The sequence below is a fragment of the Pseudomonas paraveronii genome (assembly GCF_963681955.1).
Classification (GTDB): Bacteria; Pseudomonadota; Gammaproteobacteria; order Pseudomonadales; family Pseudomonadaceae; genus Aquipseudomonas; species Aquipseudomonas paraveronii.
Genome location: NZ_OY817130.1, coordinates 1,066,411 through 1,087,210 on the forward strand (window position 1 = coordinate 1,066,411; position 20,800 = coordinate 1,087,210).

Genomic DNA, 20,800 nt, shown 5'->3' on the forward strand with positions numbered 1-20,800 from the left:
ACGCCGGTCAGCCGCGCTTGGCGCGATAGATGCGAAAACCATTGCCTTCGGCCTTGATCGCACACACGCCCAAGTGCTCTTCGATCAGTGGCTGGTACTTCAGGAAACTGTTGGCAACCAGCCGAAGTTCGCCGCCTTTTGCCAGGTGTTTCGCGGCTTTTCTCAGCAAGTTCTCCGTGGCGAAGTAGTCGGTGTGGACTCCCACATGGAACGGCGGGTTGCTCAGGATCGCGTTCAAGCCCATCGGCGCGGCGTCGATGCCATCCGCCGTCAGCACCTCGGCTTCCAGACCGTTGGCCGCCAGGGTCAGGCGGCTGCTGGCGGTGGCGAAGGCGTCCACATCCAGCATCGTCACCGCATTGTGCGGGTAGCGACGTTTGACCGCCGCGCCCAACACTCCAGCGCCGCAACCGAAGTCCAGCAGGTGGCCACTGGGCAGTTTGTCCAAGTGTTCCAGCAACAATTCGGTGCCGCGATCCAGGCGGCCATGGCTGAATACGCCCGGCAAGCTCACCACCTTCAGCGGCCCTTCGGCCAGCGGCACTTCGAAAACCTGCGCCAGGCTCTCCAGCTCCACCGCTTGCGGCGCGTTGGCCACGGTGACCTGCCACAACTGGCAGTGGCGTGCGTTATCGAGTTTGCGCGGTTTGCCGAAGGGGATCATCTGCTTGGCGGCGCTTTCGATACCGCCTTTTTTCTCCCCCACCAGAAACAGCTCGGCGTCGGGCAGGCGCGCGGCCACGGCGTTGAGCAGGTAGTCGGTCAAGTCCTTGGACTTGGGCAGGAAGATCACTGCCGCATCAAACGCGCGCTGCGGCACATTCACGCCGAACTGGCTGCGCTCGGGGAAACGTGCGTCGAGCGCCGCCTGGTCACCGGCATGCCAGCACCAGCCATGCGCATTGGGCAGGCGGCCGAGCAAATCGTCGGCGGGTAACCCCACGAGCAGCAGGTTGCCTTGAAAAAGTTCGGCCTGACGAAGCAGTACTTCACTGCGCGGATCCATGGTCTGCTCCTTGAAAAGGGGCGCAGTTTATCAACTGACGACGCGCAGCGGGGCGCCGCTGAAAAAGCCGCGGGCGTTTTCCGCCAGTTGACCGACGATCCGCTGTCGCGCTTCGCGACTGCCCCAGGCATTGTGGGGCGTAACGATCAAGCGCGGGATGTCGTCGGCCAGCAGCGGGTTGCCATGCACCGGGGGTTCGACGCTCAGCACATCGGTCGCCGCGCCGCCCAGGTGCCCATTGCGCAAGGCATCGGCCAGGGCCTGTTCGTTGATCAAGCCACCGCGCGCGGTGTTGACGATAAACGCGCCGGGCTTGAGTAGCGCCAGCTCGCGGGCGCCGATCAAGTCGCGGGTGTGTTCGTTGAGCGGGCAGTGCAGCGTCAACGCGTCGACCTGCGCCAGCAGTTCATCCAGCGGCACGCGATCGGCGCGGGCAGGGCGCCCGGGAATAGCGCCGAGTATGACGCGCATGCCGAAGGCTTCGGCCAGCCGCGCGACGGCGCTGCCCAGTTCGCCATGGCCCAGCAGGCCGAGGGTTTTGCCTTCGAGTTCGACGATGGGGTGATCCAGCAGGCAGAACTGCTTGGCCTGTTGCCATTTGCTGGCCTTCACGTCCCGCTGATAGTCGTTCAAACGCGTCGCCAGGTTCAGCAGCAGCATGATCGTATGCTGCGCCACCGACGGTGTGCCGTAGCCCTGGCAGTTACTCACGGTGACACCATGGGTGCGGGCGGCTTCAAGGTCGACGTTATTGGTGCCGGTGGCTGACACCAGGATCAGCTTGAGCTCGGGGCAGGCCGCCAAGGTTTCGCTGTTGAGCGCAATCTTGTTGCTGATGGCGACTTGGGCGCCTTGCAGGCGTTCGAGCACATTCTGCGGCGTGGTCTGCTCAAACAGCTGCAGGTCGCTGAAGCAGTTTCGCAACTCGCTGAGGTCGAGGTCCCCCAAGTCGAGGGATGGGTGATCGAGGAAGACGGCGCGGCGATTGTTCGTCATCAACTGTACCTTTTGTGACAGGGTTCGAAGGCGTAATCTACCGAGCCTATCAGATGAAATAATCTGTTACTTAATGGAGTGAGTATGTACGTCGCCGAGTTTTTGACCGTGGCCCTGATTCACCTGTTGGCGGTAGCCAGCCCCGGCCCGGATTTCGCGGTGGTGGTCCGCGAAAGTGTCACCCACGGCCGCCGCGCCGGGACCTGGACCGCATTGGGCGTGGGTTCGGCGATTTTCCTGCACGTGGGGTACTCGTTGCTCGGCATCGGCTTGATCGTGTCCCAGTCCATCGTGCTGTTCAACGCGCTGAAATGGGCGGCGGCGGCTTACCTGCTGTACATCGGCTTCAAGGCCCTGCGCGCACAGCCGGCCAAGCCTGCCGCTGAAGGCGAACTGCACCGCGAAGTCGGCGAACGCACCCCACGCGGGGCATTTACCGCAGGCTTTGTGACTAACGGTTTGAACCCCAAGGCCACGTTGTTCTTCCTGTCGCTGTTTACCGTGGTGATCAACCCGCACACACCGCTGGCGGTGCAGGCGGGTTATGGCGTGTACCTGGCGGTGGCCACGGCGCTGTGGTTCTGCCTGGTGGCGATGTTGTTCAGCCAGCAGCGGGTGCGTGCAGGGTTTGCGCGGATGGGGCATTGGTTTGATCGGACGATGGGGGCGGTGTTGATTGCGATTGGGGTGAAGTTGGCGTTTACCAGTATGAAATGAGTCGAACTCTCTTACGACCGGCACCAAGATGGAATATGGTTTTGTCCTTGGCGGAACCAGCGGGTTCGAAAGCCATTTTTTGTATAGGCGGCATCACCATCTCCTGTTGGGGAAATCGACTTCACGTACTGGATGGGCGCTTTCCGGTAAGGGGTCGGTAAGCCCCTCGACATCTGTCTTCTCCTCGAATATTTGACCGTTGTTACCGACCAGCCTATAGCTATACGAAGGCAGTCTTTTCCCCCATTCGTCCACAATGAGGTAGCGCCCAAACCCGGGCTTATCCGGTTCTGGGAGCCAGTCGGGTAACAGCTGCGGGCGGGGGTCCAGACAATCGGCATAACGCCAGCGTGAAAAACACTCGGGCGCGCGTCCTGTGCGCAGGCTTTGTAGTTTCCAGAAGTCTGGCGTCGATTGACCATCTGCCACGACACTACCATCGGGATAGGTGAAAGCGGTGTGGTTTCCCTCCTTTTTTTCCTTTGGCCCCGCCGAATAAACTATGAAATCGGAATGTATGACTGGTTCGAAATATACCTGCCGCGCCTGTAATGCTTGGTAACTGAGGTAAATGCTGCCCTCGCCGGCCAAGCCCACAGTTTTTTTGTAAGGCCCCAAAAACTCTTCATCGACCCAAGGGTAGTAATCCTTCTTGATCGTCAGATCGCCTTCAACCTTGATATCAGCCCCACCCCGTGGCGAGTCGTTGTAGTCAAATATCACAACCACGCCCCCGCCTCCCCCAGAGGTCACATTCTCGCCAAAACGCGTCGGATCGGCATAAACCACGCCAAAGGTCACATTCGCCAAATGCCAGCGGCACGCGCCACCGCCATCTTTCGGCAGTTCTACTTGGTAGAGATCACTCTGCCCCTGGCGCTCCAGTTCCTTGTAAACCGAGTGATGACCATCCCGTTCAGTGCGCTGGCCGCTGGCGCCGTAGTCGACACGCTTACAAATGGGTGAGCGATACATCACCCACATAGTTTCGGTTTTCAGCTCCTTGGGCAGTTTCACGGTGACGGTTATTTTTTCGCTGTTAGCAGGCGGGGCCAGGCTGTGGTCCTGACGGCATCCACTGAGACTGAAAAACATCGCGCACACAACCGTGAGCAGGCGGAGGAGCCGGATTTCGTCCTTTCGCGTGTGAATAGGCTTAACCATAGGTTTTCTCGTAATAAGCTTTTGGGTCGGCAATGGCGTTAAAGCGCTGCAGCGCCTCGGCGCCACCTGCTACTTGCTGGGTGATATGCAGGGCTTGGTCTACCAGACGCTGTAAGTCGAGGAACACGCGATTGCGGGCCAGTTCGTCCTCGTGAATGCTCCCGTAGTAATCCTTTAGCTGTTGTTCGAACTTGCGCCGTTGGACCTGTCGCTCCAGCAATGGATCGCGCTCGGCGTCAATCGATTCCAGTAATTGGTTATGGATATAGGGTTGGTATTGCGACATGAAGTGATCGCCAATACGCGGCATTCGCCCCGTCGTCGGGTTGCTGTAGCGAGGGAAGAACCGGGCACGACTTTCGGCGTTCAGCGACGTGTTCAGGCACTGCGTGGCCTGCTCGACTTGCTGGTCACCGTCCTCGCTCAGGCTGGGGACCAAATACAGCTTGGCTTTTTCCGGCAGTTCGTAGGCGATAGTGCTGCGATAGGGCGTGCCATCGGGTTTGCGGTAAGCGGGGTATGGTGTGATCTCCTGTTGCTGGTGTTGCTCAGCCCGGAAAAACATGGCGATCTCACCGTGATGGCTGAACGGGTCTTCATGTTTGAATACTGCGCTGGAGACGGCTTGACGTAGCGACCAACTAAACCCAGCGAGCAGGCCGACAGGGCCATAGGCGTCATATAGGTAATTGTCCAACGCGGCCTCGGGGGGGACGCGAGGAATGGCGTCCATGTCATTGACATGGCGAAAGTGCCATAAGTCGCCCAAAAACTGTACGGCATGGAGGGTGAAGGTGCGGGGCATGCCGTAGGTGTAGAGCAGGGGGTTATGGTTTTTCAGCGAGGCCGCGTGGATGAGGCCGAGGGCGCCGCCCAGGCTATGGCCGCAGATGAACAATTTTTTATCGCGAACACCACCAAGAATCGTCTTGCCAAAATCAGTATCAAAAACTCTTCTCGCTACCTCAAATGCATCGCGAAAGCCAAGGTGCACACTGCCCACAGCAGTAAGGTCAGGGCAAGGAACCTTAGGCTCGCAAACCGCAGCGATCTCCGGTTTCACAGGACGAAAGGTCGCATCGGTGATGAGGTCAGCAAGCCCTTCCATCTCAGTGCCACGCCAAGCCACCAACACTTGGGAAACACTGATAGCGTAAAACAACTGGGTATGACCTTCCGGCACGTCTGCCTTAGCGGTATCCAAGGCTTTGATCGTCAAATAACGATCACTAAAAGGCACATCAACCACCACACATGGCCATGCCTGGCCGTTATCCCAAACCCGAGGTGTACGTGACAAATCCAGGCATTGCTGCTCGAAAAACTCGTTGACGGAACCCAGTTCGCGTTCATCCCGCGTGCTATACGCCAGAATACTCATCAACCCCAGGTTGTAGGCATTGACCAGGCTGTACCCAGACTGGTGATGCAACATCAGAGACCAGGCGCGAAATGGGCAGACTTCCAGCACATGACGACGGTCCAGTTCATCGCCACTGACGGTGAAGCCGTTGAACTTTCGTTCCGGGAAATGAAACGCCGGTAGCTGATTCGAATCATTCAAGGGGGGCTGGAATGTTGGTTGTCGGTCACATAATTGACCGATTCGTAGATAGTGGTAACAGCGCCCCGCAGCCAGCGCCTGCTTCTCAATCGGCGAAAAGCCTGAGCGTTGCGGGCCATACAGCGGTGTACGATCCCCGATAACCGGTCGAGGCGGCTCCGCGCGCTCAGCACGCAAACGACGCGTTTGCAGTTGATCGGCCAAAGGGTTGGCCTCCATCAACAACGTGATAGGCAGCGGATGCAAGCCCTCGATGCGAATCACACCCTCGGCATCGCTTTGGCCAAGAAACTCCGGCACAACACGCTCACGAGTGGCCTCATTCACCGCACGGTAAGGCAGGTTCGCCAGGGGCTCGCCCTGCTCATCCAGCAATTGGAACTCTATCCAATGCCGTTTCTGTTTGCCGCCGATGAAATCCTTGTTCGGGTTGAGTGTGTCCGTGCGGTGCATGGGATCGTTGTGCATAGCGGTCCTTTAGCGATGGGTGCGACGAAAGTCCAAAGCGTAAAGAGTTGCTATCCGTGACGAATGTCGGAAGGTTCGCCTTTCAGCGAAGGGTGCTTCCTGATCTTATTTGCTTATGTCCCGAAGCGGATACTGGCGCAAAGCTAGCATTCACAGGAGGCTGCAAATCATTCCTTTGGCTGATTTGGCCGGCACCTAACGTCTCTACAGTGCAGGTCTTCAAGCCAAGACCGTGCAGTCATAAAAAGGGATTCGTATGTTGCAGACCCGTGTTATCCCGCCCGCCGAAGGTGCGTACCAATATCCGCTGTTGATCAAACGCCTGCTGATGTCCGGGGCCCGTTACGAGAAGACCCGGGAAATCATCTACCGCGACAAGCTGCGCTACACCTATCCGACCCTGATCGAGCGGGTCGCGCGCCTGGCCAATGTGCTCACTGACGCCGGGGTCAAGGCCGGTGATACCGTCGCTGTGATGGACTGGGACAGCCACCGTTACCTGGAATGCATGTTCGCGATCCCGATGATCGGCGCGGTGATCCACACCATCAACGTGCGCCTGTCGCCGGAACAGATTCTCTACACCATGAACCACGCCGAGGACCGCTTTGTGCTGGTCAACAGCGAGTTCGTGGGGCTCTACCAGGCCATCGCGGGGCAGCTCGCCACTGTCGATAAGACGTTATTGCTGACCGATGCTGCCGAGAAAACCGCCGAGTTGCCCAATCTGGTGGGGGAGTACGAAACCCTGCTGGCCGCCGCCAGCCCAAAATACGATTTCGAGGATTTTGACGAAAATTCTGTCGCCACCACCTTCTATACCACCGGCACCACCGGCAACCCCAAGGGCGTGTACTTCACCCATCGCCAATTGGTGCTGCACACCATTGGCGTGGCGACCATCATGGGCAGTGTCGACAGCGTGCGCCTGCTGGGCACCAACGACGTGTACATGCCGATCACGCCGATGTTCCATGTGCATGCCTGGGGCCTGCCGTATGTGGCCACCATGCTGGGCCTGAAACAGGTCTACCCCGGCCGTTACGATCCGGAATACCTGGTGGAGCTGTGGCGCAAGGAGAAGGTCACCTTCTCCCACTGTGTGCCGACCATCCTGCAAATGGTGCTCAACGCCAAGGCCGCCCAGGGTGTGGACTTTGGCGGCTGGAAAATCGTCATTGGCGGCAGCGCCCTCAACCGCACGCTGTATGAAGCGGCCAAGGTCCGTGGGATTCAGCTGACCGCTGCGTATGGCATGTCCGAGACCGGGCCGCTGGTGTCCTGCGCCCATCTTAACGATGAGCTGATGGCCGGCACCGAAGACGAGCGCACCAGTTACCGCATCAAGGCCGGTGTGCCCGGGCCCTTGGTGGAAGCGGCGATCATCGACAGCGACGGCCATTTCCTGCCTGCCGATGGCGAGTCTCAGGGCGAGTTGGTGTTGCGTGCGCCGTGGCTGACCGAGGGCTACTACAACGAGCCGCAAAAGGGCGCCGAGCTGTGGGAAGGTGGCTGGATGCACACCGGCGACGTGGCGACCCTCGACGCGTTTGGGGTGATCGATATCCGCGACCGCATCAAGGACGTGATCAAGACCGGCGGCGAGTGGGTCTCGTCCCTGGCCCTTGAAGACCTGGTCAGCCGCCACCCGGCGGTACGCGAAGTAGCGGTGGTGGGCATCGCCGACCCGCAGTGGGGCGAGCGCCCGTTTGCCTTGCTGGTGGTGCGTGATGGCCATGTGATAGGGGCTCGCGAGCTCAAGGAACACCTCAAGCCGTTCGTGGAATTGGGCCACTTGAGCAAGTGGGCGATTCCAAGCCAGATCGCCATTGTTACTGAAATTCCCAAGACCAGTGTCGGCAAGCTCGACAAAAAACGTATCCGCATCGACATCATTGAATGGCAGGCCAACAACAGTACGTTCCTGTCCACCCTTTGATGCCCTTCGCCGTGCCCGTTCGGGCACGGCAATGCTCTATCTCGCGGCTTCACTTGTGATTTTCCGATTTTCAGCCATCCTTGCCGCGTCGGCCTTCGTCGACGTGGCGAAAGGGCTGTGGCAGACGGGTCGGTGATGCAAATCACACTTTAGAGGGATCAAGCGGTACCCCCTGCTGGCTATAGTCCCTCTCAGAGTTTTTCAAGGATGTTGCGCTTCGAGCCACGGGGGCTCGGTTGCCGGGGCGGCATTGGAATCGTTGTATTCCGGCCGTTACATGCATCACAGAAAGAACTCACTGCCATAACAATAATGCACATGGAGTAGCGTCGATGACCTCAGTAAACCAGTTCTGGCGCCGGGCAAGATTGCCCCTGGCTGTCAGTCTCGCCTCTACGCTCGCCGGGCCGGCATTCGGCGTCAGTTTCAACATTGGTGAAATCGAAGGTAGCTTCGATTCGTCGCTTTCGGTGGGGGCCAGCTGGTCGACAGCCAAGGCCAACCGCGACCTGATCGGCGTCAACAATGGTGGCAAGGGCTTGTCCCAGACCTCCGATGACGGCCACTTGAACTTCAAGCGCGGCGAGACGTTCTCGAAGATCTTCAAGGGTATCCATGACCTGGAGCTGAAATACGGCGACACCGGTGTGTTTGTGCGGGGCAAGTACTGGTATGACTTTGAGTTGAAAGATGAAAGCCGCCTATTCAAGGACATCAGCGACAACAACCGCAAGGAAGGCGCCAAGTCCTCCGGCGGGCAGATTCTCGACGCGTTTATCTACCACAACTACGCCATTGCCGATCAGCCAGGCAACGTGCGGTTTGGCAAGCAGGTAGTGAGCTGGGGTGAAAGTACCTTTATCGGTGGCGGCATCAACTCCATCAACCCGATCGACGTGTCGGCGTTCCGTCGCCCGGGGGCTGAGATCAAGGAGGGCTTGATTCCGGTCAACATGTTCTATATGTCGCAAACCTTGACCGATAATCTGTCGGCCGAGGCGTTTTATCAGTTGGAATGGGACCAGACCGTCACGGATAACTGTGGAACGTTTTTTTCGCAGCCGGACGTGATATCCGACGGTTGCAGCGACAACCTGCGGGTGCTTAACAGCCGCCGTTTCCTGCCTGGTGCAGTCCTCCCCGGTCTTGCTGCCAATGGTGTGGACGTCAATAACGAGGGTGTTCTCGTTCGCCGTGGTGCGGATCGCGACGCTCGCGATAGTGGTCAATTTGGTGTTGCATTCCATTACAACTTCGAGCCGCTGGACACGGAGTTCGGCGCTTACTTCATGAATTACCACAGCCGTGCGCCTATTTTCAGCGCCCAGGGCGCACCGCAATCTGCTTATACGGGGCCAACCGGCCTGCCGGGGTCGTTGCGCCCACTGGTGGTCGCGGGCAACTCCAACTATTTCGTCGAATACCCTGAAGACATTCGTCTGTATGGTCTGAGCTTCTCCACCACCTTGCCTACAGGCACCGCGTGGAGTGGTGAGTTGAGCTATCGCCCTAACGCCCCTGTTCAACTGAGCACCACCGACATCCTCTACGCGGGTGTCACCCCACTCCCAGGCTACGGCAATGCATCGGTGTTGAAGGGGAGTCCAGGCCAGGATCTGCATGGCTATAACCGTAAGGAAGTGACCCAGTTCCAGACCACCTTCACGCACTTCTTCGACCAAGTCATGGGTGCAAGTCGCCTGACCACCGTGGGTGAAATTGGTGTGACCCATGTGGGTGGCCTGGAAAGCAGATCAGAAGCGCGCTATGGCCGTGACCCGGTCTTTGGTCCGGGGGAGCTGCCAGGCGGCTTCTGTAATGCACTCAACAACTCGACGGCGCAAGGCGGGGGCCTAGCCAACGCGGCTAACCTAAACACCAACTGCAACAACGATGGCTTCACTACCGCGACGTCCTGGGGCTACCGCGCACGCGCCATCTGGGAATATCCGGACGTCTTCGCCGGGGTCAACCTCAAGCCTAACGTGGCCTGGTCCCACGACGTAAAAGGTTATTCTCCAGGCCCTGGCGGTAACTTTGAAGAGGGTCGCAAAGCGGTCAGCCTGGGGCTGGATGCTGAATACCAGAACACCTATACCGCGAGCCTGGCTTACACCAACTTCTTTGGTGGCAAGTTCAGTACGGTGGATGACCGCGACTTCGTTGCCCTGAGCTTCGGCGCCAACTTCTAAGCACACTGCATTTCAGGAAGAACCAGAACATGAAAATAACTAAAAGTCTGTTGCACGTCGGTGTGCTTGGGCTGTCGATCCTGGCGAGTAACGTCATGGCGGCGGTATCGGCGGATGAGGCCGCCAAGTTGGGCACGACCCTGACCCCGATGGGCGCCGAAATGGCCGGTAACGCCGCAGGCACCATTCCTAAGTGGTCGCCGTTGCCGACGAATGCTGGCGCCGTCGACGCCCGTGGCTTCCTGGCCAACCCTTACGCCAGTGAGCAACCGCAATTCACCATCACCGCGCAAAACGTCGAGCAATACAAAGACAAGCTGGCGCCGGGGCAGTACGCGATGTTCAAGCGCTACCCGGAAACCTTCAAGATGCCGGTCTACCCGACCCATCGCGGCGCCACCGTACCGGCCGAGGTGTTTGCCTCGATCAAGAAGAACGCCACCACCACCAACCTAGTGTCCGGCGGTAACGGCCTGGAAAACTTCGAAACCGCCGTGCCGTTCCCGATTCCGAAAAGCGGCGTTGAAGTCATCTGGAACCACATCACCCGCTACCGTGGCGGCAGCGTGACCCGCCTGGTGACTCAGGCCACGCCGCAGACCAACGGTTCGTTCAGCCTGGTGTATTTCAAAGACCAGTTCGTGTTTCGCGACAAGATGAAAGACTTCGACCCGAAAAACCCCGGCAACGTGCTGTTCTACTTCAAGCAGCAAGTGACCGCGCCGGCGCGTCTGGCCGGTGGTGTGCTGCTGGTCCACGAAACCCTCGACCAGGTGAAGGAACCGCGCTCGGCGTGGGTCTACAACGCCGGCCAGCGTCGTGTGCGCCGGGCGCCGCAAGTGTCTTATGACGGGCCGGGCACCGCCGCCGACGGCCTGCGTACCTCCGACAACCTCGACATGTACAACGGTGCGCCGGACCGCTACGACTGGAAACTGGAAGGCAAGAAAGAAATCTACATCGCCTCCAACAGCTACAAGATCGACGATCCGAAACTCAAGTACGTCGACATCATCAAGGCCGGCCACATCAACCAGGACCTCGCACGCTACGAGCTGCGCCGCGTGTGGCACGTGGTCGCGACCCTGAAGGAAGGCCAGCGCCACATCTACGCCAAGCGTGATTTCTTCATCGACGAAGACACCTGGCAAGCGGCGGTGATCGATCACTACGACGGTCGCGGCCAACTGTGGCGCGTCGCCGAAGCCCATGCCGAGAACTACTACGACAAGCAAGTGCCGTGGTACGCCCTGGAAACCCTCTACGACCTGCAGTCCGGCCGTTACCTGGCCCTGGGCATGAAGAACGAAGAGAAGCAGGCGTATGACTTTGGCTTCATCTCCGGCATCAGCGACTTCAGCCCGGCGGCCCTGCGCCAGGACGGTGTTCGCTAAGCTGCACGCGTAGCCAAATGTGGGAGGGGGCTTGCCCCCGATAGCGGTCTGACTGCCAATAAATCTATTGGCTGACCCAGCGCAATCGGGAGCAAGCTCCCTCCCACATTTTTTGTCGCAGTTCTTTTTCAGGCAAATGTTGCAAAGATCTACAAACCCGCCGTTTTTACCGCTAGTCTGCGGACATCTGCAATGCCGACAACAGCCTTCTACAAGAGCCCGGCGATGACTGATCTGTCCCGAATCCACGGGCCTGCCAGCGCGGTAATCCCGACCCTGGAAGGTCGCTTCTACAGGCCTCCGTTGCCTGACGGCTACGTGCTGCGACCGCGCCTGTGCGAACGGCTGAGCGCCGGCCTGGAAGGGCGATTGCTACTGGTCTGCGCCCCCGCGGGGTTCGGCAAGAGTTCGCTGGCGGTCGAGTTCTGTCAGAGTCTGCCGGCCCATTGGCAAAGTCTTTGGTTGGGCCTGAGCCCACGGGATAACGACCCCGGTCGTTTCCTCGAGCGGCTGCTCGACGGCTTGCAACAATACTTCCCGCAATTGGGTGCCCAATCCTTGGGCCTGCTGAAAATGCGTCAGCGTCACCAGCCGTTTGCCTTTGAAGAATGGCTCGATGGCTTGCTCGATGAGCTGGCGGTGCATTTGTCCACGCGTGCGCCTTTGTTGCTGGTGCTGGATGACTACCATTTGGCCCAGGGCCCTGTGCTTGATCGCTGCCTGCAATTTTTCCTCAATCATTTGCCCGATGGCCTGCTGGTGCTGGTTACCAGTCGCCAGCGCCCAGACTGGCACCTGGCGCGCTTGCGCCTGTCTCGGCACCTGCTGGAGTTGCATGAGCAAGACCTGCGCCTGACCCACGCCGAATCCCTGGCGGTGCTGGATCGCCACAGCAGTTCGCTGCGCGGCGAGGCGCTGGATAATTTGATCCGGCGCAGTGAAGGCTGGGTCGCCGGCTTGCGTTTCTGGCTGTTGGCGGCCTCCGAAGCGGGGAATGAAGGCGCCTTACCGCAGAGTCTGCACGGCGGCGAAGGCTTGATACGCGACTATTTGCTGGAAGAAGTGATCGATTGCCTGCCGGCGGAAGTCCAGGCATTCCTCTATGAAACCGCTTCGCAGGAACGCTTTTGCAGTGAACTGTGCGACGCCATACGCGATGCCCATGACAGCGCGGAAATCCTGCGTTACTTGCAGGCTCACCAGGTATTTCTGGTGCCGCTGGACGAGCAGGGGCACTGGTTCCGTTACCACCATTTGTTTTCCGACCTGCTGCGCACCCGGCGCGCGAGCAGCGCCGTGCTGCCGCCCGCCAGCCTGCACCTGCGCGCCTGTCGCTGGTTCAACGCCCAGGGGCTGATCGATGAAGCGGTCGAGCAGGCGTTGCGCGCCGGTCATCTGGATGTGGCGGCGAACCTGGTGCAGAACCTCTCCGAGGAGCAACTGCTGGCCGAGCAGAACGTCGGCATGCTCCTACGCTGGAAAATGGACCTGCCCGACAGCCTGCTGATCAGCACGCCCCGGTTGATCGTGCTGTACAGCTGGGCCTTGGGCCTGGCCTGTCAGCTGGATGCGGCGGAAGAACTCTCGGGCTACCTCAGCCGCTTCCTGCCGGCGCCATCGGTCACCGCGCAGAAGTCGATGCTGGCGCAGTGGCTGGCGCTGAGCGGGATCATCGCCCGGGGCCGAGGCGACCGCGAGCTGACCCAGCGCTATTGCAGCGAAGCCTTGGAAAGCCTGCCGCAGCGCCGTTATGGTCAGCGCCTGATGTGCCTGTCGACCCTCTCCAACCTGGCGATCGTCGACGCCGACCTGTGGCGCGCCCGTGGCTTGAACCGCGAATCCCTCGAATTGGCGCAGCGCGTCGGCAACCCCCTGTTCGAGGCCCTGGCCCATTACGACCGAGCGCGGGTCTTGCAGGCGCGCGGCGAAATCCTGCGCTCGCTGGATGAAGTGCGCCAAGGCCTGCAGCGCTTGCACGACCTGTCGCCCCAGCGGCTATACGCCGTGCGCGCCCGATTAGCGCTTTACGAAGGCTACCTGCTGCTGACGCGTTATCAGCCGGAAGCCGGCCTGGACCGCCTGCGCGCCGGCCTGGCCGAAGCCCGCGCCTGCCGGGATATCAGCGTGCTGATCGGGCATTGCGTGATTGCCAACTTCGAAGGGCGCCGCGGCGACTTCGCCAAAGCCTTCGCCGAACTGGCCGAGGCCGAACGTCTGATGCACATCTGGGACGTGCCGCCGATTTACTACCTGGCAATGATCACCCTGATCAAATGCGAGCTCTGGCTAGCCCAGGGGCGTACCGACCTGGCCGACGCCTGGCTGACCCGCCTGGGGCAAACCTACAACGGTGAACACGCGGCGGCCGCCCCGGAGTTTCATCCGCATCTGCCACAGCATATCGAGCTGCAGCAGGCCGCGCTGGATGCCATCCGCCATCAACCGGCGGCGGCACTCCAGCGGCTCGAAGACCTGGCGCAACACGCCCACAGCAGCGGGCGCCAGATGATTGCCCTGATGGCGCTGACCCAGCAGGCGCAGTTGCTGCTGGAGAACGGCCTGGAGGCCAAAGCGCGAGAGGTATTGGTCCGCGCACTTGAAGCCGGGGCCGGGGGGGCGCTGCAACCTTTCCAGCGATTGCTTGAAGGGTATCCCGACTGGATGCGCGATCAACTTGGCCAAGATCCCCATGGGGTATTGAACCAGTGCCTGTTGGCGTTGCTGCCGGCCGTCGCGGTCAGCGAGCCGGCGCCCAACCATCAAACCCTGAGCGTCCGCGAGCTGGCGGTACTGCAACTGATCGCCCAAGGCTGTTCGAACCAGGAAATCAGTAAGCGACTCTTCATTTCCCTGCACACGGTCAAGACCCACGCCAGCCATATCAACAGCAAACTGGGGGTGGAGCGGCGCACCCAGGCGGTGGCGCGGGCGCAGGAGCTGCGGTTGATTGGTTAAAGAGTGAACGCCGTGACGAGCGAGCTTGCTCGCGGTGGGCTGCGAAGCCACTCCAGTCTGGTTTAATAGTGCAATTATTCTGGCGAGATTCGCCCGAAACTACCCTTCATTTGCACCCGAGGCCCGTTCATGGACACCGCAAAGCCGACCCTCATCCGCGAAACCTTCCCCGTCGGCCCGTTGCAGTGCAACTGCACCATCATCGGCGATCCCATCAGTAAAAAAGCCATCGTGGTCGATCCCGGCGGCAATCACGAACTGATCCTGGCGCGGCTCGATGCGCTGGGTCTCAAGGTAGTAAGCATCATTCACACCCATGCCCACCTGGATCACTTCCTGGCTTCCGGCCAGTTGAAGGAGAAGACCGGCGCGACCCTGCACTTGCACAAGGCCGACCAGTTTCTCTGGGACAACCTGGAGATGCAGTGCCAGATGTTTGGCGTGCCGTATACGCCGGTGCCGCCCCCGGACCGTTGGCTGGCCGACGATGAAGAACTGGCCTGCGGTTGCGGCGTAGCATTGCATACGCCGGGGCACACGCCGGGGTCGATGAGTTTCTGGTTTGCCGACGCCAAGCTGCTGATTGCCGGGGATACGCTGTTTCGCCGGGGCGTGGGCCGCACGGATTTGTGGGGCGGGGACCAGGCGGCGATCGTGCGGTCGATCAAGCAGCGGTTGTATACGTTGGATGAGGCCGCGACGGTGGTGACCGGTCACGGGCCGGATACGCGACTGGGTGATGAAATGCGTGAGAACCCCTTTGTGCGCGCGTGACTGCAGCGCAAGCGGTCAAGGCCTGTAGCAAAAAACTCAGCTTGTGTTCAGCGTGGGTCTGCTACGGTTTGTGCAGCGACGGTAGTCCTGAATCTTTTGTTACAGGTCGGGATACGTCTACGGAATTTTTACCGTTTGTCGCGTTCAAAGCTCGGCAAAGATCCATTGTCCATGTCCTCTGCACCCAGAGTGCAAAAGTAGGAGCTTCTCCATGTTCACTCCGCGTCGTCTGCTAGTTGTCGCTACTGCCGTAGCCTTGTTATCTGGCTGTGCTTCACCTAATCCGTATGACGGTAGCAGCCAGGGACAGGCGGGTAATGAATCCGGTGGCATGAGCAAGACCGCCAAGTACGGCGGCCTCGGTGCCCTGGCCGGTGCGTTGGCCGGTGCGGCCATCGACCATAACAACCGTGGCAAGGGCGCGCTGATCGGTGCGGTCGTCGCGGGGGCAGGCGCAGCGGGTTATGGCTACTACGCCGACCAGCAGGAAAAGAAACTGCGCGCAAGCATGGCCAATACCGGGGTTGAAGTTCAGCGCCAGGGCGATCAGATCAAACTGATCATGCCGGGTAACATCACCTTCGCCACCAACTCGGACGCGATCTCCAGCAGCTTCTACATGCCGCTGAACAACCTGGCCAACTCGCTCAAGCAGTTCAGCCAGAACACCATCCAGATCGTGGGTTACACCGATAGCACTGGCAGCCGCCAACTGAACATGGACCTGTCCCAGCGTCGTGCGCAGAGTGTGGCGAATTACCTGACATCCCAAGGCGTCAGCGCTGCCAACCTGAGCGCTCGCGGTGCCGGTCCGGATAATCCGATTGCCAGCAATGCCGACGTCAACGGGCGCGCTCAGAACCGGCGTGTAGAAGTGAACCTGGGCCCAATCCCGGGCCAGCAGTACGGCCAGCCAGGTGCCCAGCAACAGGCGCCGCAGCAGAACAACCAGTTCCAGGGCAACCCGTACTCGCAATACCAGTAATCACCCGCTAATAAAAAGGGCGCCCTGCAGTGAATGCAGGGCGCCCTTTTTTATGGCTGTCGGTTACATCAATCGATGTACTCGAACACCTTCACGATCCGCTGCACGCCGGATACACCCTGTACCAGGTTCGCCGCACGGGTCGCTTCCGCCTGGGTCAGCAGGCCCATCAGGTAAACGATGCCGTTGTCGGTGACGACTTTGATGCGCGAACCGGGAATTGCGTTATCGGTCAGCATCTGCGCCTTGATCTTGGTGGTCAGCAGCGCGTCGTTGCTGATGGCCAGCAGGGTGATCGGGTCCATCACCTGCAATTCGTTGTGGACCTTCTTGACCCGCTGCACGGCCGAGGCGGCTTGTTCGGCCTGGGCCTTGAGGTCGGCACGCGGCGTTTGGCCGGCGAGCAGTACCACGCCGTTGAAGCTGGTCACGACGATGCGCGACGCGCCATTGCCCAGGTCCGTAGCGGCCTTGGCGACGTTGACCTCGACCTTGGTTTCGATCAACGAGTCGTCAATCTTGCTGCCGAAGGTGCGGGTGCCCTTGTCGTCCTGGATGGGGGTGTCACGTGTCGCGGTGATTGCCGTGCTGCAGCCGCTGATGCCGAGGCACAGCGCGATCGCCAATAGGCTGAGGCGTTTAACGGTCATTCTTCACTCCCGAACAGTTGGCTGTCGATCAGATCACACAGGCAGTGGATCGTCAGCAGGTGGACTTCCTGAATACGTGCGGTGACATTGGCCGGGACGCGAATCTCCACGTCCTCGGGCAGCAGCAGCGAGGCCATGCCGCCGCCGTCGCGACCGGTCAATGCTACGACAATCATTTCGCGATCATGTGCGGCCTGGATCGCCTGAATAATATTCGCCGAGTTGCCGCTGGTGGAAATCGCCAGCAGCACGTCGCCCGGTTGGCCCAGGGCGCGGATCTGCTTGGAGAAGATTTCGTTGTAGCTGTAGTCGTTGGCGATCGAGGTGATCGTCGACGAATCGGTGGTCAAGGCAATGGCCGGCAGGCTCGGACGCTCGCGCTCGAAGCGGTTGAGCAGCTCGGACGAGAAATGCTGGGCGTCGCCGGCCGAGCCGCCGTTGCCGCACGAAAGCATTTTGCCCTCGTTGAGCAAGGCGTTGACCATGACCTGACTGGCTTGCTCGATGTGCGGTGCAAGTACGTCCATCGCCTGTTGCTTGGTGTCGATGCTGGCCTGGAAAAGCTGGCGAATTCGGGATTGCATGTCCATCTGTGTGACCTTAAGTAGCGCGGCTATTTGGCACAGGAATGTGCAGCCCGCAAAGCAAAGAGCAAAAGTGTGTGGTGAAGATGTCCGGCGAATCAGCTGTCGAAGGCATCTTTGAGCCAGTTCAAATCAGCTTTGCCAGACGGTGTGCTTTCAATGGCAACCACATCGAAACGGCAGGGGGAATCGGCCCAGCGATGCTCCTTGAGCAGGAAAAACTGCGCGGCGAGTATCAGCTTCTGACGCTTGCGCCCGTCGATACTGGCGAGCGCGCCACCCCATTGTGCGTGTTTTCTGTAGCGGACTTCGACGAATACTACTGTATCGCCGTCAAGCATGACCAGATCAAGCTCGCCGCGGTTACACAACCAGTTCTGCGCCAGAAGGCGCAGACCCTGTTGTCGAAGGTACTCAAGTGCTTGGAGTTCGGCATCCTTGCCGCTTTGTGCGCTGGACCTCTCGGGCATCAGCGTGGGGTATCGGGCAGACGCTGGACCTCGCCGCTGACGAACTTCGCCCACGGCATCTGGCGGTCAACGCGCTGGTTGGCGCTGATGCCCAGGCTGCCCGAGAGGCCGTCAATGCGTGTGTCCGGCAATGCCTTGAGTTGGCCCACGCGTGGCGCCAGGCGGTAGGCATCGACGCCCATCGCGTACAGGCGGCCAAGGCTGCCATTGGCTTGCGGCCATTGTGCGGCAACCTGGTTGCGTAGCGGGTCGGTGGTGTTGAGCAGCCAAGGGGTTTCGCAGAACATGACGTTGGTCATGTCCAGGTACTGGTTCTTGTCGCCGCTGGCGCTGAACACGTGGGAGGTTGCATACACCGGCACGTCGCCGGCGTACTGGAAGTTCAGGGTCGGCTTGATCTGCTGGGCCAGTTGCGGGGTGACGGCCAGGAAGATGAACTCGATGTCCTGGCGACGCGAAGGCTGTGCGGCGACGTCGGTGCCGACGGCGCTTTGCAGGCTCTTGGCACGGCCTTCGCTTTTACGCAGCTGGAACAGATCGGCAATTTGCTGGGCGAGGGCGACCGGTTGGTCGACGTACTCGACGCCGACAACGGTGCCGCCGTTGGCTTCCCAGTCCTGACGGAAGGCCTTGTAGACACGCTCACCCCATTCGCCACGGGGCACCATCGCGGCCGCGCGGTGCAGGCCGTCGGCACGGGCGCGGCGCGAGACTTCGCGAGCTTCGTCTTCAGCCGCCAGGCCGAACTGGAACAGTTGCGCCGGGTTTTGATCGGCCTCGCTGTAGTTCAATGCCAGGGTGGTAATCGGCAATTGCGGGCGCGCGCTGAGCTGTTTGACCAGCGGTTTTTCCAGCGGGCCGACCACCAGTTGCACGCCGGCGGCCTTGGCCTTGGCGTAAAAATCGTCGAGGGACGTCAGGCGCGAGCTGTCATAGAACTCGATGACCGGCGGCTTCTGCCCGGCTTGTTCAGCCTGGTAGTGCGCGGCCATGAAGCCTTCGCGTAGCGCTTTGGCAACGGCGGCCAGTGGGCCTTCCTGCGGCAGCAGCAGGGCGATCTTGTTCAGCGGCTGGCTCGCCAGCTCCTTGAGCTTGGTCAACGGCGCCGGCAGTTGCACGGCAGCCGGGTGACCTGGATTCTGCGCACGCCACGTGTCGATGGCGGCTTGCTGTTGCTCCAGTGTGCCGGCGCCCTTGACCGCCTGGGCCAAGGTGATCCAGCCGTCGAGCGTTGGGTTGCCGCTGGCTTGCAGCTGTTCGGCCGGCAGCGCGGCAATCAACGCCCAGATGGCTTCATGGTTGCTCTTCGCGGCGTCGCCGGTCAGCAGTGGCGCCATGGCCACACGCTCGCGAGCGGCGGCCAGGGTCTGGCCGTCGGCTTCATAAGCGCGCGCATGTACGGTGCCGGTGCGAACCTGCTGTTCGGCCGGCAGCTCCTTCAGGTTTTGCAGGCTGGGGTGGTTCAACGCCGTCAGCGCGGCCTTGGGCTGGTTGCGCGCCATGGCCAGTTCGGCGGCCAGGGTGCTGGCGAATATCTGCGCGGCGGGCTTGAGAGCATCCAGTGGCACCTGCGCAAGAATCTGCGACGAGCGGCCAGCGTTGTTCTGGTGGTAGGCCATGTCCGCCGCACTCAAGCGCAGCAGTGCAGCTTTTTCGGGGGTGTTGGCGGTGGTCGCCTGTTCGAGCAGTTGTTCGATACTGGCGTCCGGGGTCCGTGGCAGGTCGCCAAGGCTGGACGAGGGCGAGCTGGCGCAGGCGCCCAGCAAGGCAGCGAGGCAGAGGGCGGAGAGCAGCCGCAGACAAGGGATCATGTAAATGTTCCTGATACCGATCAAATTAGCGTGGAATTGTACCCAAGCACTGGCCCAGGCGCGATGTTACTGGCGTGAAACCGTCAATTTAGATGGTGCAAATGTTGCGTTTGGGTGGCTACGGCCGACCGACGGCTGAAACGGCATCCATCTCGATGGCATATTTCCAGGGCGCCTACGCGCTACAATGCGGCTTTTGCCAACCATCGAGGTGTGCGTTTTGACTGCTCCAGGTCCTTTGAATTCCACTGCAGGCTCGCTTTTTGTCGTGGCGACGCCCATTGGCAACCTGGACGACATCAGTGCCCGGGCGCTTAAAGTGTTGCGCGACGTTAAATTGATCGCGGCGGAAGACACTCGGCACTCCCAGCGTTTGATGCAGCATTTTGGGATCAGCACGCCATTAGCCGCCTGCCACGAGCATAACGAGCGCGAAGAAGGCAGCCGTTTTATCACGCGCCTGCTGGCCGGTGACGATGTGGCGCTGATCTCCGATGCTGGCACCCCGCTGATTTCCGACCCCGGTTACCACCTGGTGCGCCAGGCGCGTGCCGCGGGAATCAATGTAGTGCCTGTTCCGGGCGCATGCGCGTTGATTGCGGCGTTATCGGCGGCGGGGTTGCCATCGGATCGTTTTATCTTCGAGGGTTTCCTGCCGGCCAAGGCGGTGGGGCGTCGCGCACGTCTTCAGGCGCTTAAAGAAGAGCCGCGCACGCTGATCTTCTATGAAGCCCCGCATCGTATCCTCGAATGCCTGCAGGACATGGAGCTGGTGTTCGGTGGCGAACGCCTGGCGCTGCTGGCCCGCGAGCTGACCAAGACCTTCGAGACACTCAAGGGGTTGCCGCTGGAAGCGCTGCGCGCGTTTGTCGAAGGTGACAGCAATCAACAGCGTGGCGAGTGCGTGGTGCTGGTGGCGGGTTGGACGGCGCCGGAACATGAAGACGCCGTCGGTGGCGAAGCCATGCGTGTCCTGGATCTGCTGCTCAAGGAGATGCCCCTTAAGCGAGCGGCAGCGCTGGCGGCGGAAATTACCGGGGTGCGCAAGAATGTGTTGTATCAGGCCGCACTGGATAAACAGAAAGCCGAATAGTTCCGGGGTTAAACCGGTATTCCGTCTGGACGTGATGG

The 20,800-nt window shown here is 60.4% G+C and carries 16 protein-coding genes; 8 read left to right on the forward strand and 8 right to left on the reverse strand.

Annotation, left to right across the window (positions count from 1 at the left end; genetic code table 11):
- Positions 1 to 7: 7 nt before the first annotated feature.
- Together U5A08_RS04760 and U5A08_RS04765 are read right to left on the reverse strand one after the other, a co-directional pair.
- On the reverse strand, positions 8 to 1,006 hold the full coding sequence (locus tag U5A08_RS04760; RefSeq protein ID WP_321850545.1) for a methyltransferase: 999 nt from the start codon (positions 1,004 to 1,006) through the stop codon (positions 8 to 10).
- 30 nt (positions 1,007 to 1,036) lie between these two features.
- Positions 1,037 to 2,002, reverse strand: coding sequence for a 2-hydroxyacid dehydrogenase (locus U5A08_RS04765; protein ID WP_253393438.1), 966 nt, complete (start codon positions 2,000 to 2,002; stop codon positions 1,037 to 1,039).
- A gap of 84 nt (positions 2,003 to 2,086) precedes the next feature.
- Here U5A08_RS04765 and U5A08_RS04770 point away from each other — a divergent pair, with 84 nt between their 5' ends.
- Positions 2,087 to 2,719: a LysE family translocator gene (locus tag U5A08_RS04770; protein ID WP_253393439.1), complete on the forward strand. Its 633-nt coding sequence runs from the start codon at positions 2,087 to 2,089 to the stop codon at positions 2,717 to 2,719.
- A gap of 93 nt (positions 2,720 to 2,812) precedes the next feature.
- Here the strand turns inward: U5A08_RS04770 and U5A08_RS04775 are convergent, their stop codons facing one another.
- Positions 2,813 to 3,883 carry a hypothetical protein gene (locus U5A08_RS04775; RefSeq protein ID WP_321850548.1) on the reverse strand — a complete coding sequence of 357 codons (1,071 nt, stop codon included), beginning with the start codon at positions 3,881 to 3,883 and terminating at the stop codon, positions 2,813 to 2,815.
- Positions 3,876 to 5,915 carry a lipase family protein gene (locus tag U5A08_RS04780; RefSeq protein ID WP_321850550.1) on the reverse strand — a complete coding sequence of 680 codons (2,040 nt, stop codon included), beginning with the start codon at positions 5,913 to 5,915 and terminating at the stop codon, positions 3,876 to 3,878. The genes U5A08_RS04775 and U5A08_RS04780 overlap by 8 nt, the downstream gene beginning before the upstream one ends.
- 256 nt (positions 5,916 to 6,171) lie before the next feature.
- Here U5A08_RS04780 and U5A08_RS04785 point away from each other — a divergent pair, with 256 nt between their 5' ends.
- The 6 genes from U5A08_RS04785 (at position 6,172) to U5A08_RS04810 (ending at position 16,154) form a co-directional block, all read left to right on the forward strand.
- Positions 6,172 to 7,854: a fatty acid--CoA ligase gene (locus tag U5A08_RS04785; protein ID WP_321850552.1), complete on the forward strand. Its 1,683-nt coding sequence runs from the start codon at positions 6,172 to 6,174 to the stop codon at positions 7,852 to 7,854.
- 332 nt (positions 7,855 to 8,186) lie between these two features.
- Complete coding sequence (locus U5A08_RS04790; protein WP_253393443.1) at positions 8,187 to 10,046, forward strand: DUF1302 domain-containing protein; 1,860 nt, start codon at positions 8,187 to 8,189, stop codon at positions 10,044 to 10,046.
- 29 nt (positions 10,047 to 10,075) lie between these two features.
- Positions 10,076 to 11,440 carry a DUF1329 domain-containing protein gene (locus U5A08_RS04795; RefSeq protein ID WP_253393444.1) on the forward strand — a complete coding sequence of 455 codons (1,365 nt, stop codon included), beginning with the start codon at positions 10,076 to 10,078 and terminating at the stop codon, positions 11,438 to 11,440.
- A gap of 225 nt (positions 11,441 to 11,665) precedes the next feature.
- A complete protein-coding gene (locus U5A08_RS04800; protein WP_321850555.1) occupies positions 11,666 to 14,395 on the forward strand; it encodes a winged helix-turn-helix domain-containing protein in 2,730 nt (909 codons plus the stop codon).
- A 129-nt stretch (positions 14,396 to 14,524) separates the two neighbouring features.
- Positions 14,525 to 15,169 (forward strand): MBL fold metallo-hydrolase, encoded by a 645-nt coding sequence (locus tag U5A08_RS04805; protein WP_253393446.1) that lies wholly within the window; start codon positions 14,525 to 14,527, stop codon positions 15,167 to 15,169.
- A 211-nt stretch (positions 15,170 to 15,380) separates the two neighbouring features.
- Positions 15,381 to 16,154 (forward strand): YiaD family glycine zipper/OmpA-like lipoprotein, encoded by a 774-nt coding sequence (locus U5A08_RS04810; RefSeq protein WP_321850559.1) that lies wholly within the window; start codon positions 15,381 to 15,383, stop codon positions 16,152 to 16,154.
- Positions 16,155 to 16,222: 68 nt separating this feature from the next.
- Here the strand turns inward: U5A08_RS04810 and U5A08_RS04815 are convergent, their stop codons facing one another.
- From U5A08_RS04815 to U5A08_RS04830, 4 genes are all read right to left on the reverse strand, one after another.
- Positions 16,223 to 16,804, reverse strand: coding sequence for a BON domain-containing protein (locus U5A08_RS04815; RefSeq protein WP_247406343.1), 582 nt, complete (start codon positions 16,802 to 16,804; stop codon positions 16,223 to 16,225).
- Complete coding sequence (locus U5A08_RS04820) at positions 16,801 to 17,394, reverse strand: phosphoheptose isomerase (RefSeq protein WP_003171862.1); 594 nt, start codon at positions 17,392 to 17,394, stop codon at positions 16,801 to 16,803. The genes U5A08_RS04815 and U5A08_RS04820 overlap by 4 nt, the downstream gene beginning before the upstream one ends.
- Before the next feature lie 92 nt (positions 17,395 to 17,486).
- Positions 17,487 to 17,858, reverse strand: a complete 372-nt coding sequence (locus U5A08_RS04825; protein ID WP_247406349.1) for a YraN family protein — start codon at positions 17,856 to 17,858, stop codon at positions 17,487 to 17,489.
- Positions 17,858 to 19,669 (reverse strand): penicillin-binding protein activator, encoded by a 1,812-nt coding sequence (locus U5A08_RS04830; protein WP_253393448.1) that lies wholly within the window; start codon positions 19,667 to 19,669, stop codon positions 17,858 to 17,860. Before U5A08_RS04830 ends, U5A08_RS04825 begins: the two co-directional genes overlap by 1 nt.
- 187 nt (positions 19,670 to 19,856) lie before the next feature.
- Between U5A08_RS04830 and rsmI the strand changes: the two genes are divergently transcribed.
- Positions 19,857 to 20,762 (forward strand): 16S rRNA (cytidine(1402)-2'-O)-methyltransferase, encoded by a 906-nt coding sequence (gene rsmI, locus U5A08_RS04835; protein WP_321850564.1) that lies wholly within the window; start codon positions 19,857 to 19,859, stop codon positions 20,760 to 20,762.
- Positions 20,763 to 20,800 lie beyond the last annotated feature (38 nt).